The organism is Kitasatospora sp. GP30, from assembly GCF_029892145.1.
Classification (GTDB): Bacteria; Actinomycetota; Actinomycetes; order Streptomycetales; family Streptomycetaceae; genus Kitasatospora; species Kitasatospora acidiphila.
The window spans coordinates 154,435-170,118 of record NZ_JARZAH010000007.1 but is presented as its reverse complement, the minus strand read 5'-3'; the positions used below and the strand labels follow the sequence as shown (position 1 = coordinate 170,118).

14 protein-coding genes are annotated in these 15,684 nt (G+C 73.8%); 10 read left to right on the top strand and 4 right to left on the bottom strand.

What is annotated here, in order from left to right:
* Positions 1-58: 58 nt before the first annotated feature.
* The 3 genes from P3T35_RS14045 (at position 59) to P3T35_RS14035 (ending at position 5,414) form a co-directional block, all read left to right on the top strand.
* Positions 59-1,834, top strand: coding sequence for a serine/threonine-protein kinase (locus P3T35_RS14045; protein WP_180356530.1), 1,776 nt, complete (start codon positions 59-61; stop codon positions 1,832-1,834).
* A gap of 62 nt (positions 1,835-1,896) precedes the next feature.
* Positions 1,897-3,516: a succinic semialdehyde dehydrogenase gene (locus P3T35_RS14040; RefSeq protein WP_101381427.1), complete on the top strand. Its 1,620-nt coding sequence runs from the start codon at positions 1,897-1,899 to the stop codon at positions 3,514-3,516.
* Positions 3,513-5,414 (top strand): GMC family oxidoreductase, encoded by a 1,902-nt coding sequence (locus tag P3T35_RS14035; RefSeq protein WP_101381428.1) that lies wholly within the window; start codon positions 3,513-3,515, stop codon positions 5,412-5,414. The genes P3T35_RS14040 and P3T35_RS14035 overlap by 4 nt, the downstream gene beginning before the upstream one ends.
* Positions 5,415-5,635: 221 nt before the next feature.
* Here P3T35_RS14035 and P3T35_RS14030 read toward each other — a convergent pair whose 3' ends face one another.
* Positions 5,636-5,911 (bottom strand): hypothetical protein, encoded by a 276-nt coding sequence (locus P3T35_RS14030; RefSeq protein WP_180356531.1) that lies wholly within the window; start codon positions 5,909-5,911, stop codon positions 5,636-5,638.
* Here P3T35_RS14030 and P3T35_RS14025 point away from each other — a divergent pair.
* The 7 genes from P3T35_RS14025 (at position 5,910) to P3T35_RS13995 (ending at position 13,087) form a co-directional block, all read left to right on the top strand.
* A complete protein-coding gene (locus tag P3T35_RS14025) occupies positions 5,910-6,161 on the top strand; it encodes a hypothetical protein (RefSeq protein WP_180356532.1) in 252 nt (83 codons plus the stop codon). The genes P3T35_RS14030 and P3T35_RS14025 overlap by 2 nt on opposite strands.
* Positions 6,142-6,795 (top strand): class F sortase, encoded by a 654-nt coding sequence (locus P3T35_RS14020; protein ID WP_180356533.1) that lies wholly within the window; start codon positions 6,142-6,144, stop codon positions 6,793-6,795. Before P3T35_RS14025 ends, P3T35_RS14020 begins: the two co-directional genes overlap by 20 nt.
* A gap of 53 nt (positions 6,796-6,848) precedes the next feature.
* Complete coding sequence (locus P3T35_RS14015; protein ID WP_280706119.1) at positions 6,849-7,763, top strand: hypothetical protein; 915 nt, start codon at positions 6,849-6,851, stop codon at positions 7,761-7,763.
* Complete coding sequence (gene cseB, locus P3T35_RS14010) at positions 7,760-8,515, top strand: two-component system response regulator CseB (RefSeq protein WP_101381433.1); 756 nt, start codon at positions 7,760-7,762, stop codon at positions 8,513-8,515. Before P3T35_RS14015 ends, cseB begins: the two co-directional genes overlap by 4 nt.
* Positions 8,512-9,711, top strand: a complete 1,200-nt coding sequence (locus tag P3T35_RS14005) for a HAMP domain-containing sensor histidine kinase (protein ID WP_101381434.1) — start codon at positions 8,512-8,514, stop codon at positions 9,709-9,711. Before cseB ends, P3T35_RS14005 begins: the two co-directional genes overlap by 4 nt.
* Positions 9,712-10,250: 539 nt before the next feature.
* The gene (guaA, locus tag P3T35_RS14000; protein ID WP_101381435.1) at positions 10,251-11,837 is read left to right on the top strand and encodes a glutamine-hydrolyzing GMP synthase; all 1,587 of its coding nucleotides are present in this window, start codon (positions 10,251-10,253) and stop codon (positions 11,835-11,837) included.
* Positions 11,838-12,043: 206 nt separating this feature from the next.
* Complete coding sequence (locus P3T35_RS13995) at positions 12,044-13,087, top strand: Rieske 2Fe-2S domain-containing protein (protein ID WP_180356535.1); 1,044 nt, start codon at positions 12,044-12,046, stop codon at positions 13,085-13,087.
* 36 nt (positions 13,088-13,123) lie between these two features.
* Here the strand turns inward: P3T35_RS13995 and P3T35_RS13990 are convergent, their stop codons facing one another.
* From P3T35_RS13990 to P3T35_RS13980, 3 genes are all read right to left on the bottom strand, one after another.
* Positions 13,124-13,327 (bottom strand): hypothetical protein, encoded by a 204-nt coding sequence (locus P3T35_RS13990; RefSeq protein ID WP_101381436.1) that lies wholly within the window; start codon positions 13,325-13,327, stop codon positions 13,124-13,126.
* Positions 13,327-14,811: a PspC domain-containing protein gene (locus P3T35_RS13985; protein WP_101381437.1), complete on the bottom strand. Its 1,485-nt coding sequence runs from the start codon at positions 14,809-14,811 to the stop codon at positions 13,327-13,329. The genes P3T35_RS13990 and P3T35_RS13985 overlap by 1 nt, the downstream gene beginning before the upstream one ends.
* Before the next feature lie 81 nt (positions 14,812-14,892).
* Positions 14,893-15,627 carry an SGNH/GDSL hydrolase family protein gene (locus P3T35_RS13980; RefSeq protein WP_180356536.1) on the bottom strand — a complete coding sequence of 245 codons (735 nt, stop codon included), beginning with the start codon at positions 15,625-15,627 and terminating at the stop codon, positions 14,893-14,895.
* Positions 15,628-15,684 lie beyond the last annotated feature (57 nt).

Sequence of the window (15,684 nt, the reverse complement as noted above, 5' to 3'; positions counted from 1 at the left end):
AGATTCATGGTGCACCGAAGAGGGGGGAACGGTCGCCATGGGCGGACAGGAGTGGGGTATGGCCGCCACCGGGGCGGGCAGCGGCCCGGAGCGTCGGATGCTGGCCGGGCGCTACGAGTTGGGTGATCGGCTGGGCCGCGGTGGCATGGGAACCGTGTGGCGGGCCCAGGATCTGATGCTGGACCGCGAGGTCGCGGTCAAGGAGCTGACGGTCAATCACCTGCCGGAGGAGGATCTGGCGATCCTGCAGTCCCGGATGAAGCAGGAGGCCAGAGCCGCGGCGCGGATCAAGCACGCCGGGGTGATCACCATCCACGACGTGCTGGAGCAGGACGGCCGGCCGTGGATCGTGATGGAGCTGATCGACGGCCGGTCGCTGGCCGACGTGGTGTCCCAGGACGGCCCGCTGTCGCCGCGGGCAGCCGCCGAGGTCGGCTCCCAGGTGCTGGCCGCGCTGCACCGCGGCCACCAGCTGGGCGTGCTGCACCGGGACGTCAAGCCGGCCAATGTGCTGCTGGAGCACGGCACCGGGCGGGCGGTGCTGCTGGACTTCGGCATCGCCAAGTTCGAGGGCTCCTCGGAGCTGACCCGCCCCGGCGACCTGGTCGGCTCGCCCGACTACCTGGCGCCCGAGCGGGCCAGGGGCGAGCGGTTCGGGCCGTCCTCAGACCTGTGGGGCCTTGGCGCCACGCTGTACGCGGCCGTCGAGGGCCGCTCGCCGTTCCGCCGCGACACCCCGCTCTCCACCCTGGCCGCGGTGGTGGACGAGCCGCTGCCCGCACCGATCAAGGCCGGCGCGCTGGCCCCGGTGCTGGCCGCGCTGATGGCCAAGGAGTCGGCGGACCGACCCACCGCGGACGAGGCGCAGCTGATGCTACGCGCGGTGATCGACGGCCAGACCATCGGCATCGGCATCCCGATGCAGCCGCAGCGGATGCCCACCCAGGCGGTTCCGGTGGTCGACCGGCGGCCGGTTTCCGAGTCGGACGAGCCCCCGCCGGAGGCGCCCGCCACCCCCACGGGGACCGGTCCCACCACACCGGTGGCCGCCACCCCCGGCGCGCCCGTGCCGCCCGGTCCGCCGGCACCCCCCACCGCCGTGCCGCCCGCGTCCGTCCCGCCCCGCCGCCGGCGGCGGCGCGCCCTGCGCCTGGCGCTGGCCGCGCTGGCCGTCGCCCTGCTGGCCGGCGGCACGGCCGTCGCGGTGCAGATGTACGGCCCGCACCACGGCACCCCGTTGGCCGACCCGACGCCCACCGCCCCGCCGAGCACCTCCGCCACGAGCTCCGGCACCCTGGGCACGCCGTCGGTGAGCCCCAGCGCACCCGGCACCGACGCGGCGCCCAGCCAGCCGCCCAGCGGCTACCAGTGGCAGACGGACCAGCTGGGCATGCGCTTCCCGCTGCCGGTGGACGGCCAGACCTGGCGGCGCACCACCAATGACACCGGCAACGGCTACTACAGCCCCGACGGCCAGCGGCACCTGATCCAGGTGGCGAAGAACGTCGGCCAGGCGCAGTCCCCGATCGACCACCTGACCGAGATCTCCGGCGAACTGGGCCGGAACCCCACCATCAAGGACTACAAGGTGGAGAGCCTCGAGTCGGCCACCATGAACGGGCACGAGGCGGCCCGCTGGGTCTTCAGCTTCACCAACCTCAAGGACCCCAACAAGGGCCCGCGCAAGGCCTTCGAGGAGGAGTTCAAGAACTCGGACGGCACCGCCTACGCGATCCTGGTCTCCGGCCCCAGCACTTCGTCCGACGAGACCACGCTCACCGAGCGGCGCTTCATGACGGAGCTCAACTACTTCTACGTGGTGGCGCCCCAGTAAAGAACCAATGGGGGTGTTACCGACGGGTACACAACAGGCGGGTGAAGCCCTAGGCTGCGCCCATGACGGACATCACGGCAGAAAACAGCGGCGCCGCCCGCAATCCCGTGGCCCCGGGCGCCGGTCGGACGGTCGCCTCGGCGGTTCCCCAGTCCCTGGTCGCCCGCCTCGCCCGGGGCATCACCGCCGCCGAGGGCGCCGCGACGGAGTGGACCGTCGCGCCCCTCACCGGTGAACCGCTGGCCGAGCTGCCGCAGTCCACGGTGGCCGACGTCGACACCGCCTACCGGCTGGCCCGCGGCGCCCAGCAGGTCTGGGCCGCGCGGCCGGTGCGGGCGCGTGCCGCCGTGCTGCTGCGCTTCCACGACCTGCTGCTCAAGCGGCAGGACGAGGTGCTCGACCTGATCCAGGCGGAGACCGGCAAGGCCAGGCTGCACGCCTTCGAGGAGGTGCTGGCCACCGCGATGGCGGCCCGCCACTATGGTCGCGCCGCCGCCGGCTATCTGAAGGACCGCCGACGCGGCGGTGCCGTCCCGGTGCTCACCCACACCGTGGAGGGCCGCCGGCCGAAGGGCGTGGTCGGCCAGATCTCCCCCTGGAACTACCCGCTGGAGCTGTCCGTCAGCGACGCGCTGCCGGCCTTCGTGGCGGGCAACGCGGTGGTCAACAAGCCCGACACCCAGACCGCGCTGACCGCGCTGTGGGCCCGCGAGCTGCTGGTGGAGGCCGGACTGCCGGCCGAGCTGTGGCAGATCGTGGTGGGCGACGGCCCGGTGATCGGCCCGGCCGTGGTGGAGCGGGCCGACTACGTCTCGTTCACCGGTTCCACCCGCACCGGGCGGGAGGTGGCGCAGCGGGCCGCGGCCCGGCTGGTCGGCGCCTCGCTGGAACTCGGCGGCAAGAACGCCATGCTGGTGCTGGCCGACGCGGACCTGGACAAGGCCGCCGAGGGCGCGGTGCGGGCCTGCTTCTCCTCCGCCGGGCAGCTGTGCATCTCGATCGAGCGGCTCTTCGTGCACGGCTCGGTGGCCGACGCCTTCCTGGAGCGGTTCGCGGCCCGGACCCGGGCGCTGCGCCTAGGCGGCGGCCTGGCCTACGGCGCCGACATGGGTTCGCTGGTCTCCCAGCGGCAGTTGGACACCGTGACCCGGCACGTCGAGGAGGCGGTCAAGGCCGGTGCCGCGGTGCTGGCCGGCGGCCAGGCCCGGCCGGACATCGGTCCGCTCTTCTTCGAGCCGACCATCCTGGACGGGGTGACCGACCAGATGGCGGTCTGCGCCGAGGAGACCTTCGGCCCGGTGGTCTCGATCTACCGCTTCGACACCGAGGACGAGGCGGTCGCGACGGCCAACGCCACCCCGTACGGCCTGAACTCCAGTGTCTGGACCAGGGATCTGCGGCGCGGCCGGGCGGTCGCGGCCCGGCTGCGCACCGGCACGGTCAACGTCAACGAGGCCTATGCCGCCGCCTACGGTTCGGTCGCCTCGCCGATGGGCGGGATGGGCGACTCCGGTCTCGGCCGCCGGCACGGCGCCGAGGGCATCCTGCGCTACACCGAGGCGCAGACCATCGCCAGCCAGCGGGTGATGCCGCTGGCCCCGGCCTTCGGGCTGGACGACGAGAAGTTCGCGGCCCTCTTCACCCGGAGCCTGCGGGCCCTGAAAGCACTGGGGTTCAAGTGACCGACGACAACAAGGCGTTCGACTACGACGTGATCGTGGTCGGCTCGGGCTTCGGCGGCTCGGTATCGGCGCTGCGGCTGACCGAGAAGGGCTACCGGGTCGCGGTGCTGGAGGCCGGACGCCGGTTCCGCCGCGACGAACTGCCCACCACCTCCTGGGACGTGAAGAACTACCTGTGGGCGCCGGGCCTCGGGCTCTACGGCATCCAGCGGATCCACCTGCTGGCCAATGTGCTGGTGCTCGGCGGGGCCGGGGTGGGCGGCGGCTCGCTCAACTACGCCAACACCCTGTACGTGCCGCCGAAGGCCTTCTTCGAGGACCGGCAGTGGCAGCACATCACCGACTGGGAGGCGGAGCTCGCGCCGTTCTACGACCAGGCGCAGCGGATGCTCGGGGTGCGGACCAACCCCACGCTCACCCCCTCGGACGTGCACCTGAAGGGCGCCGCCGAGCGGCTGGGCGTCCCCGACAGCTTCCACCTGGCCCCGGTGGGCGTCTTCTTCGGCGACGGGCGGGACGCCGACGGCACCGCGAAGGCCGCCCCGGGCACCGAGGTCGAGGACCCGTACTTCGGCGGTGCGGGCCCGCGCCGGAAGGCCTGCACGGAGTGCGGCGAGTGCATGACGGGCTGCCGGCACGGCGCCAAGAACATGCTCACCGAGAACTACCTCCACCTGGCCGAGGCCAACGGCGCCGAGATCCACCCGCTGACCACGGTGGCCCGGATCCGCGAGGCCAACGGGGCCAATGGGAATTCAGGCTTCGCCGTCGACGTGCGCCGCACCAACGCCCGCTCGGGGGCGGCCCGCAAGGCCGGCGCCCGCACCCTGACCGCCGCCAAGGTGGTGATCGCGGCCGGCACCTACGGCACCCAGACCCTGCTGCACCGGATGCGCGAGCAGGGCCGGCTGCCCCGGATCTCGGACAGGCTCGGCGAGCTGACCCGCACCAACTCCGAGGCGCTGGTGGGTGCCCAGACCACCCCGCGGCGCTACGGCGGCACGGTGGACTTCACCAAGGGCGTGGCGATCACCTCGTCGATCCACCCCGACGAGAACACCCACATCGAACCGGTGCGCTACGGCAAGGGCTCCAACGCCATGGGGTTCCTGTCCATCTTCCAGGTGCCCGGCGGCCGCAAGGGCCCGCGCTGGCTGTGGGCCGGCGCCGAGGCTGTCAAGCACCCGACGCTGTTCGCCCGTTCGCTGAGCAACTACAAGTGGTCGGAGCGGACCATCATCGGCCTGGTGATGCAGTCGGTGGACAACTCGATCACCGTCTCGCTCAAGCAGAAGGGCCTGGGCAAGGGCAAGTTGACGTCGAGCCAGGGGCACGGCGAGCCCAACCCGACCTGGCTCCCGGCCGCCGAGGAGGGCGCCAAGGCGCTCGCCGCCGAGATCAACGGGTTCGCCGGCAGCACCGTCGGCGAGGTCTTCGACATCCCCATGACGGCGCACTTCATCGGTGGTTGCCCGATCGCCGACAGCCCCGAGCACGGCGTGGTCGACCCCTACCACCGGCTCTACGGCCACCCGGGGATCAGCGTGGTGGACGGGTCGGCGATCTCCGCCAACCTCGGCGTCAACCCGTCGCTGACCATCACCGCGCAGGCCGAGCGGGCGATGTCGATGTGGCCCAACAAGGGCGAGGCGGACCTCCGTCCGGCCCAGGGCGAGGCCTACCGCCGGGTCACGGCGGTCGCCCCGGTGCGGCCCGCCGTGCCGGCCGGCGCCTTCGGCGAGCTGCTGCTGCCCGTGCCGTCGGTGCCCAAGAAGGCGGTGCCCGAGAAGGCGGCGGCCGAGAAGGCGGCGGCCGAGAATGCGGTGCCCAAGAAGGCGGCGGCCGAGAAGGCCGAGCCGGAGGAGCCGGCGGCGGAGAAGCCCTCGGCGTCCGAGTAACAGAGCGACTGTTACAGAGCCGACCGGTGGCCGTTACACGGCTGCCGGTCGGCCGCGCGGTGGGGTTCCTAGCGTGGGCGCAGCCTGCTCGGGCCATTCGGGTCCGAGCGCCTGTGCTGGAGGTTTTCCATGTCACGTGCCCTGCGTGCGCGCCGGTCGGTGCGGCTGTCGGTGCTCGGTCTCGGTGTCGCGGCGGCGCTGGCGCTGCCGGGTGCGGCGGCCTACGCGGACGGCTCGCCGACCCCGAGCGCGGTTGCCACGCCCACCGCCGCGTCGTCGGCCACGCCGTCGCCGGCGACCAGCGCCACGCCCAGCGCCGCGCCGTCGGCCATGCCGACCTCGGGGGGCAGCGCCACGCCCAGTGCCGCGCCGTCGGCCATGCCGACCTCGGCGACCAGCGCCGCGCCCAGCGCCGCCAAGCCGCTGCCCTGCAAGGCGATGCCGACGCCCAGCGTCGGGGGCAGCGCCACCCCGACGGCAGCGCGGCCCAGCGCCATGCCGACCGCCGCGCCCGGCGGCAAGGAGCCGCAGCCGGTGCCGACCTGCGACCAGGACGGCTCCCAGCCGAAGTCGTCCAGCACGCCGACCTCCCAGGTCAAGGCGGTGCCGCGCGGTGGTGCGGCGACCGGTGAGGGGCAGACCGGGCCGTCCGCCGCGGAGCTGGCCGGCGGCACGGGCCTGGCGGCCGCCGGGCTGGTCGCGCTGGCCTTCGCCGCCCGCAAGCGCCGTGCCGGCGCGGCGCGCTGACCACCGCCGCAGCCGGCGCCCCTGGCGGGTGCCGGCCGCGGCGGGCGGTGTGCTGGCCCTGGTGTGCGCCGCGGTGGTGCTGAGCCAGGGGTCGTCCCAGCCGCCGGTGCGGATCGCCACCACCGCCGCCGCGCCGCCGTCGGCGGCGCCGGTCGTGCCGGCCGCCGCGCCGTCAACCACCGTGCGATCAGCGCCGGTTCGGGTGCTGATCCCGCGGCTCGGGGTGGACGCGCCGGTGGAGCCCGCCGGGCTGAACCCGGACGGCACGGCCCAGGTGCCGCCGCTGGACCACCCGGGACAGGTCGACTGGTACGACGGCGGCCCGGCCCCGGGCGAGACCGGCCCGGCGGTGCTGCTCGGCCACTACGACAACCAGGCGGGCCCGGCGGTCTTCCACCAGCTGCCGAACCTGCGGCCCGGGGACCGGATCGAGATCCGCCGCGCCGACGGAAGCACCGTCAACTACCAGGTCCGCGAGCTGCGGCAGGCCCCCAAGGACGCCTTCCCCACCGACGCGGTCTACGGTGACACGACCAACCCGCAGCTTCGGTTGATCACCTGCGGGGGCGTGCTGCAGCAGAACGGCCACTACTCGGACAACATCATCGCCTTCGCGGATCTGACGGCCTCGTAGCGGTCCGACCGCACGGTAGCGGTCCGGTGGGGTCCGGCGACGGAGGAGGGGACATGGGCGGGGTGCGGGCGGCCATCCGATGGTTCGGGCTCGCGGTGGCGGCGGTGGCCGCGGTCGCGGGGTGCGCCGATGCGGGCGGGCTGCACGACGCGGGCTCCACCCGGCCGCCGTCGGCATGGCCCAGCCCGTCGCCGCTCTGGCCGGCCGCCGACGTGGCGAAGTCCCCGGCGCCGAGCCCGACCCCCCAGGCCGCCGCCCAGCCGCTGCCCGGTCTGAGCCTGCCCGGCGACGACATCCGGGCCGTCCAGCCGCAGGCCGTGCTGGACAAGGACCCGGCGCTGCCCGGCGACGAACGGCAGGCGCTCGCCGGCTGTCCGGCCTGCAAGCTGTTCCCGGCGCAGTACCGGGAGCTGACCAACGACGGGCACGACGAATTGCTGGTCGCCGTGCAGGCCACCGATCAGCGCAGCTACCTGCACGTCTACCAGGCGCGTGACCACCGGGTGGTGCCGCTGCTGGCGCTGCCGGTGCAGACCGGGTTCCGCGCCGAGACGGTCGGCCAGGACCTGGTGGTCGACGAGCCGACCGGTCCGAACGACGACACCAAGACGACCTACCACTGGGACCAGGGCCTGGCCGCCTTCGACCGGCAGATCTCGGTCAGCGGGCCGAGCGCCGCCGTGCCCGGCTGCCTGCCGGACACGGACGGCAAGGGGCCGTGGCCGGGTCAGGGACTGCCGTCCGCGTCGGCGACGCCCTCGTACGCGCAGCCGTACCCGGAGGCGCCCAGCCGCACCAAGCCCCCCGCGGGCCCCGGCCGCGCCAAGCCCTCCGCAGGCCCCGGCGCCACGGCCACCCCGAGCACCGTGGCATCGCCGGGCGCCGTGCCCACCGCGAGCGCCGTGCCCACCCAGGGCACCGTGCCGACGCCGACTGCCGCACCGACCCAGGGCCGGGTGACCGGATGACCGCCGCCGCCCGGATCCTGCTGGTCGAGGACGACGAGGTGATCCGCGAGGCCACCCGGATGGCGCTGGAGCGCTACGGCTTCCCGGTGGACACCGCCGCCGACGGGCTGGAGGGCCTGGAGCTGTTCCGGGAGCGCCGGCCCGACCTGCTGCTGCTCGACGTGATGCTGCCGCTGCTGGACGGCGTGGGGCTGTGCCGGCGGATCCGCGAGGAGAGCCAGCTGCCGATCCTGATGATGTCGGCCCGCAGCGACCCGATCGACGTGATCTCCGGCCTGGAGGCGGGCGCGGACGACTACGTGACCAAGCCGTTCGAGACCGCCGTGCTGGTGGCCCGGATCCGCACCGTGCTGCGCCGCACCGGCCCGCGCGAGGCCCCGGCGGCTGCACCGGTGACCGCACCGGCGACTGCGCCGGCAGCTCCGGCACCGCCCGGGCCGCCGCGCGCCGCGGTCCGGGAGATCGACGGGCTGACCGTGGACACCGACGGCATGGAGGTGGGGATCGACGGGCGGCCGGTGCTGCTCACCCCCACCGAGCTGCGGCTGCTGCTGGAGTTCACCGCCGCCCCGGGCGTCCTGCTGGAGCGGCAGACCCTGCTGGAGCGGGTCTGGGACTACGGCTGGGGCGCCGACACCCGGGTGGTGGACGTCCATGTCCAGCGGTTGCGGGCGAAGATCGGGGCGGACCGGATCGAGACGGTACGCGGCTTCGGCTACAAGCTGCGGCGGCTGCGCGGGGGCACCAGGTGAACCTGCGCCGCCAGATCGCGGTCACGGTGGCCGCGGTCTCCATCCTGGTGGCGCTCTCGGTGGGCCTGCTGGTGCACCAGGCCTCGGTGAACCAGCACGTCGGCCAGGCCCGGACCGCCGCCGAGAACGCGCTGCGCACCGTGCTGGAGTACGACGACCACACCGGTGACCTCCCCAAGAACTGGAACGCCGCCCGGAACGACCCGGCGGTGCCGCAGGCGCTGCGCGGGCTGGCCCAGCAGGGGCACCTGGCTTCGCTGCCGGCGGCCGGGCCGGGTGGCACCAGCCGGATGTGGGCGGCGGCGCCGGGGCCGAACGACCAGGTGATCTCGATCTGGATCGACTACACCGAGGACCAGCGGGCGATCGCCGACCTGGACCGCTCCATCGCGCTCTCCGCCGCGCTCTCGGTGCTGGTCACCGTGCTGGCCGGGGTGCTGGTGGCGCACCGGATCAGCCGCCGGCTGCGCACCGCCGCCCGCACCGCGCGCACCATCGCGCAGGGCGACCTGGGGGCCCGGATCGGCTCGCTGGGCCGGGCTCGGGACGAGGTGGCGGAGCTTGCGGCCGCCGTCGACTCCATGTCCGCGGTGCTCAGCAGCAAGCTCGCCAACGAGCAGCGGTTCACCGCGGACGTCGCGCACGAGCTGCGCACCCCGCTCACCGGGCTGCTCACCGCCGCCGAGCTGCTGCCGCCCGGGCGGCCCACCGAGCTGGTGCAGGACCGGGTGCGGGTGCTGTGCCGGCTGACCGAGGAACTGCTGGAGGTCTCCCGGCTGGACAACGGCGCCGAGCGCCCCGAGCTCTCCCGGGTGCCGCTGGGGCCGATGCTGCGGCGGATCCTGCCCGAGTCGGTGCACCTGGAGGTGCGCGCCGATGCCGAGGTCACCACCGACCCGCGCCGGCTGGACCGGGTGGTCGGCAACCTGGTGGCCAACGCCGAGCGGCACGGCGCCCCGCCGGTGCTGGTCACGGTGGACGGCCCGGTGGTCACCGTGCGGGACCACGGCCCCGGCTTCCCGGACGAGGTGCTGGCCGACGGCCCGCAGCGGTTCCGCACCGGTGCCCGGGAGCGCGGGCACGGCCACGGCCTGGGGCTGACCATCGCCCAGGGCCACGCCGCGGTGCTCGGGGTGCGGCTGATCCTGGCCAACCATCCGGACGGCGGCGCGCAGGCCGAGCTGGTCCTCGGCTGAGCGCCGGGCAAGGCAAAGGGCCCCGCGGGGGAACGGGGCCCTTTGTCGCTCAGCACACGGCGTCAGGGCAGCGCCGGTGCCGGCCGGGCGGCGCCGGGGGAGGAGCACCGCCGCTATTCGGTTGGCTTCACACCGCTGCGCCCCTGCGGGCTCGCGACCGCTCGGCGCCCGAGGTGGCCGGGGCGGCGGTCGCGCCGAGTGACATCGTCACGGAGCGTCAACGAATACCTGCTGTCACCACCGGTGGGCGGGGGCAGCAAGTCGTCGGGGCCACCGGCTTGTCCTGGCCACCGGAGAACCTCGTCCCCCTGCATCGTGGTGGACACAGGCCATGCTCTGCAACCGGTTCGGCGCACTTCGGCACAGTTCGTTTTCTGCCACGGCACTTGTTGACACATTGTCAACGCTCGGCCGCCCCTTTACTCGGCGGTAACCGAACGTAGTCATTCGATCTGCTCGCCAGGTGATGTGAACAGGAGTGAACGGCACTCCCGGTAGACTCGAAGGCGACCCCCGCATCGCCCGCCGGAAGGCCGTCTGTGTCATCTGCCACCCCTGACCAGTCCGCACCCGCGGTCGACACCGTCCTGGTCGTCGACTTCGGTGCCCAGTACGCCCAGCTCATCGCCCGCCGGGTGCGTGAGGCGCGGGTCTACAGCGAGATCGTCCCGAGCACCATGCCGGTCGCCGAGATGCTCGCCAAGAACCCCAAGGCGATCATCCTCTCCGGCGGCCCGTCCTCGGTCTACGAGGAGGGCGCGCCCCGCCTGGACCGCGCGATCTTCGAGGCCGGTGTCCCGGTCTTCGGCATGTGCTACGGCTTCCAGCTGATGGCGATCACGCTCGGCGGCACCGTCGACAACACCGGTGCCCGCGAGTACGGCCGCACCCCGCTGCACGTCAGCAAGACCGGGTCGACCCTGTTCGAGGGCACCCCGGCCGAGCAGTCGGTCTGGATGTCGCACGGCGACGCCTGCTCCGCCGCCCCCGAGGGCTTCGCCGTCTCCGCGTCCACCGACGTGGTCCCGGTGGCCGCCTTCGAGAACGACGAGGCCAAGCTCTACGGCGTGCAGTACCACCCCGAGGTGCTGCACTCCACGCACGGCCAGCAGATCCTGGAGCACTTCCTCTACCGCGGCGCCGGTCTCGCGCCGACCTGGACCACCCACAACGTGGTCGACGAGCAGGTCGCGCTGATCAAGGCCCAGGTGGGTGACAAGCGCGCGATCTGCGGCCTGTCCGGCGGCGTCGACTCCGCGGTCGCGGCCGCCCTGGTGGCCAAGGCCATCGGCGACCAGCTGACCTGCGTCTACGTCGACCACGGCCTGATGCGCAAGGGCGAGACCGAGCAGGTCGAGAAGGACTTCGTGGCCGCCACCGGCGTCAAGCTCAAGGTGGTGGACGCCGAGGAGCGGTTCCTGACCGCGCTCAAGGGCGTCACCGACCCGGAGGAGAAGCGCAAGATCATCGGCCGGGAGTTCATCCGGGTCTTCGAGCAGGCGCAGGCCGAGATCATCGCGGACGAGGGCCCGGCGGTGGAGTTCCTGGTCCAGGGCACCCTCTACCCGGATGTGGTGGAGTCCGGCGGCGGCACCGGCACCGCCAACATCAAGTCCCACCACAACGTCGGCGGCCTGCCCGAGGACCTCGAGTTCCAGCTGGTCGAGCCGCTGCGCAAGCTGTTCAAGGACGAGGTCCGGATGGTCGGCCAGGAGCTCGGCCTGCCGGAGGAGATCGTCCAGCGCCAGCCGTTCCCCGGCCCGGGCCTGGGCATCCGGATCGTCGGCGAGGTCACCAAGGAGCGCCTGGACCTGCTGCGCGAGGCCGACGCGATCGCCCGCGAGGAGCTGACCGCGGCCGGCCTGGACCGCGAGATCTGGCAGTGCCCGGTGGTGCTGCTGGCGGACGTCCGCAGCGTCGGCGTGCAGGGCGACGGCCGCACCTACGGCCACCCGATCGTGCTGCGCCCGGTCTCCTCCGAGGACGCCATGACCGCCGACTGGTCGCGGCTGCCCTATGAGGTGCTGGCCCGGATCTCCACCCGGATCACCAACGAGGTGCGCGAGGTCAACCGCGTGGTGCTGGACGTGACCAGCAAGCCGCCGGGCACCATCGAGTGGGAGTAATTCCTCCCGCAGGCGTTTGAACGGCCGCACCGCCGCCCGCGTACCGATGGGTGGCGGTGCGGCCGTTCGCGTCAGTTCCGGCCGGGTCGCGGGTGCGGCCGGGACTGGCGCCGGGGGGTACCGGTTACCGTCGGAACCACGCCCGACCGGGCAGAATGCGGTGCGGAGCGGCAACGAGTCGACGTAGCGAACCGGAAGGTGACGTGATGATGGAGGGCACCCGGGACTCGCTGGAGTCCGACGGCTCCGGCAACGATCAGCCCCCGGTGCCCACCGGGCCGACCGGCCGCACGGCGGCCCGGAAGGCGCTGGCCGGCCGGTACGCGCTGCTGCCGCTGCGGCTCTTCCTCGGCGTCACCTTCAGCTACGCCGGCCTGGACAAGCTGGCGGACCGTCACTACCTGGCCGGCCGCGGCGACCTGCAGTCCTTCTACGCCCAGACGCTGGCCGCCAAGCCGCACAGCCCGGTGGGCGCGCTCCTCGAACCGGCGCTGCACGCCCCGACCTTCTTCGCGCTGCTGATCGCCTTCGGCGAGCTGGCGGTCGGCCTCGGCACCCTCTTCGGGCTCTGGGGACGCCTGGCCGCGCTCGGCGGCGGGCTGCTCAGCCTGACGCTCTTCCTGACCGTCAGCTACAACGTGACGCCCTACTACCTGGGCAACGACCTGCCCTATCTGATGGGCTGGACGGCGATGCTGCTGGCCGGCACCCCGTACCTCTCGGTGGACGGCTACCTGGCCAAGCGGGCCGGGCGGGACCGGGCCCGCGGGCTCAGCGAGGACGCGGTGCGCCGGCGGACCGTCGTGGACGGCTCGATCGCGGCGGTCGCGCTGGGCGGGGCCGGGCTGCTGCTCGGCTCGCTCACGGCCACCTTCATCCGCAAGAAGTCGACGCCGAGCGCCGGTGGGACCGGCGCGCCCCCGACCGCCACCGGCGGCGGCAAGGTCTCGGTCGCCGCCGGCGACGTGCCGGTCGGCGGCTCCGCCACGGTCACCGACCCGGCCACCGGCGACGCCGTCTACATCGTGCAGCCGAAGGCCGGTCAGTACGCCGGGCTCTCCTCGATCTGCACCCACGCCGGCTGCACCGTCGACCCGCCGAAGGGCGGGCAGCTCAGCTGCCCCTGCCACGGCTCCCGGTTCGACGCCGCCACCGGCGCGGTGCTGACCGGCCCCGCCGTCCGGCCGCTGCCCCGGTACGCCGTCACCAAGGACGGCGACCGGCTGGACCTCGGCCCGCAGCAGAGCTGACCTGGGGGCACCTCCCGGCCGAAGGCTGGGGGAGCGTCAGTCGTCCCGGCCGCGCCGGGCCACCGCTGCGGCCACCGCGCCGGCCAGCCCGGCCGCGCCGAGCACGATCAGGGTGACCGGGACCACGATCCGGCCGTTGACCTGGGTGTGGTTGAGCGAAGCCACCAGGTAGAGCACGGCGAGCACGGTGAACAGGCCGCCGGCCAGGAACGAGAAGAGGTCGAACCGATGCCGCTTCATCACCGCACCACCTGAACGTTGCCGAGGCCGACCTCAACGGTGAGGTCGACGGTTCCCTTGGCGGCCGCGCCGGCCGCCGCGTCGAAGTGCACGGTGCGGTGCGCGCCGATCCCGTCGGAGTCGCTGTGCGAGCCGTCCGGCAGCTGGACCTGGCCGGCCACCGTCCGCAGCGTCAGATCGGCCGCCACATCCGGTGGGAGCACCACCACGGCGTCGCCGGCACCGAGCTTGACGACGCTGGTCACGGTGGCGCCGCCCGGGTTGAGGGACGTCAGGTCCAGGCGCAGGTCACCGGCGCCGAGCAGATAGCTGGGCCGCACGTCCTGGGCCGTCGCCGGTGCGTAACTGCGGTGGCCGACGGCGTCGCCGGTCACCGCCGGGGTGTTGCCCAGGCCGGCCAGGGCCAGCGTGGCCAGCAGCGCCGGCAGCGCCAGCTTGCGGGCCCGGCCCCAGCGCGAGCCGACCAGCATGGTCAGGCCGAGCACCAGCAGCCCGGTGGCCAGCACGGTGGAGAGCAGCACGGTGGTGTGCCCGCCGACGTTCCAGACCGCCCAGGCCGCGCCGACCGCGATCAGCAGGCCGCACAGGCCGAGCACCGAGCGCTCCCTCTCCCGCCGGGGCCGCGGCGCGGCGGGCGTCACCACCGGGGTGCCCTTGCGCAGCGGGTCGCCCTCGGGCAGGTCGGTCCGCTGCCACCAGGGCTGCGCGGGCATCCCGGGCGGCGGGGTGGTGGCGCCCCAGGGGTTGCGCTCCGGGTGGCGCGGGTCCCACAGGTAGCCGGTGCGGCCGGGCGGCGGGGCGTCCGCCGGCGGGGCATCGGTGAGGGTGGTGGATACGGACGCGGCGGCGAAGCCCTCCTTGGCCAGGTTGACCCGGGTCTGGAACTCGCTCTTGCGCGCCGTCCACTGGGTGTGGAAATCCTGCCGCCAGGTCTGCCAGTCGGTCAGCGGCGAGCCCTCGCCCAGAGCGCCGGGCTCGGCGGCGGCCCGATCGTACGGACCGGCGGGACGGGGCGGGGCGGCGGCGCCGCGGGCCCGGCGGCGCCGCTCCGGGTCGTGCCGGACGGCGAAGAACACCATGGCGCCGAGCAGCAGCAGCGGCATGACGGAGTCGCCGCTGCCGATCCAGGAGAAGAACACCCCGGTGCCGATCACGGTCATCAGCACCGCGCCGATCGACTGCCCGTCGACCCGCCCGGTCAGCACCCGCTGCAGCTCGGTCCGCCCGTGCTTGGCGTCGTCCTTCTCATCGGGGACGATCAGCCAGGCCAGGCCGTACAGGAAGAGGCCGAGGCCCCCGGTCAGGCAGAGCACCGCGGTGACCACCCGGAAGACCACCGGGTCGATGTCCAGATGCCGCCCGAGGCCGGCGCAGACGCCGCCCACCACCCGGTGGTCCTCGCTGCGGGCCAGCGGCGGCCGCCCACCGCCCGGCTCGTCCTGGAGGCCCGGATCGGTGGGCGCTGTGCTCTGCTCCTCGGTCATGCCCCCTATCCTGCGGGTTCCGCGGGGCCCGCGGGACCGGGAAGGTCCCCGGTGGGACCCTGAACTGTCCCTGAGAGGGCCTCAGGGGCAGGCCTTCAGCGGAAGCTGCGCGTTGCCGACATCGGCGTTGAGGGCCTGGAAGTAGGCGTCGGCCATTCTGGTGTAGCCGAGGTCGTTGGGGTGCAGCCGGTCGTGGAACTCGTTGGGGGTGAGCTGCGGCGCTTCGATGTAGTGGAAGTGCCGTCCAGCGTCCTCCTCGGCGGGTGCCAGGTTCTCGGCCCGCAGGTTGTACTGCTGGATCTGGTCCTGCAGGCCCTGGGTGGTGGGCAGCAGGCCCTGCAGGATCAGGTCGACCCCGGGGCGGTCGGTGAAGATCCGGTCGACCAGCGCGGCCAGCCGGTCGGGGGCGTGCTCCTTGTCGGTGCCGCTGTCCAGGTCGTTGATCCCGATGTGCAGCAGCACCACGTCCGGGGACTGGGCGGCCAGCCAGCCGTCGATGTGGGCGGCGATGTCGTCGATCTTCCAGCCGCCGTGTCCCTCGTGCCAGGGCTGCGGGAAGTCGCCGTCGTGCTGGGAGCCGACGAACTGCACCGTGTAGCGGGACTGGGTGGTGGTCATCCTCCAGAGCGGCAGCCGGTAGCCGGCGTCGGTGCTGCTGCCGATGCCGAGGGTGATCGAGTCGCCCAGCGGCATCACCTTGACCACCTTGGGCGTGGCGGTCGCGGCTGCGGACGCGCTCTGGACGGCCGGCAGCGCGAGCGGGCCGCAGACCGCGCTGACCAGCACGGCGACGGCACGGCGTACGAGTGGAGACACGGCGTTCCTCCTGCTGCGGATGGCGGCGGGCCGGGGCGGCCCCGCCGATTCGGTAGG

Bases quoted from the DNA above. Each gene is read 5' to 3' on its own strand.
- cseB (WP_101381433.1), top strand. From the start codon at position 7,760: ATGACCGCCGCCGCCCGGATCCTGCTGGTCGAGGACGACGAGGTGATC.
- P3T35_RS14030 (WP_180356531.1), bottom strand. From the start codon at position 5,911: ATGGCGCTGGGCCGCGCTGCCGTCGGGGTGGCGCTGCCCCCGACGCTG.
- P3T35_RS13990 (WP_101381436.1), bottom strand. From the start codon at position 13,327: ATGAAGCGGCATCGGTTCGACCTCTTCTCGTTCCTGGCCGGCGGCCTG.
- P3T35_RS14015 (WP_280706119.1), top strand. From the start codon at position 6,849: ATGGGCGGGGTGCGGGCGGCCATCCGATGGTTCGGGCTCGCGGTGGCG.
- P3T35_RS14025 (WP_180356532.1), top strand. From the start codon at position 5,910: ATGCCGACCGCCGCGCCCGGCGGCAAGGAGCCGCAGCCGGTGCCGACC.
- P3T35_RS14045 (WP_180356530.1), top strand. From the start codon at position 59: ATGGCCGCCACCGGGGCGGGCAGCGGCCCGGAGCGTCGGATGCTGGCC.
- P3T35_RS13995 (WP_180356535.1), top strand. From the start codon at position 12,044: ATGATGGAGGGCACCCGGGACTCGCTGGAGTCCGACGGCTCCGGCAAC.
- P3T35_RS13985 (WP_101381437.1), bottom strand. From the start codon at position 14,811: ATGACCGAGGAGCAGAGCACAGCGCCCACCGATCCGGGCCTCCAGGAC.
- P3T35_RS14040 (WP_101381427.1), top strand. From the start codon at position 1,897: ATGACGGACATCACGGCAGAAAACAGCGGCGCCGCCCGCAATCCCGTG.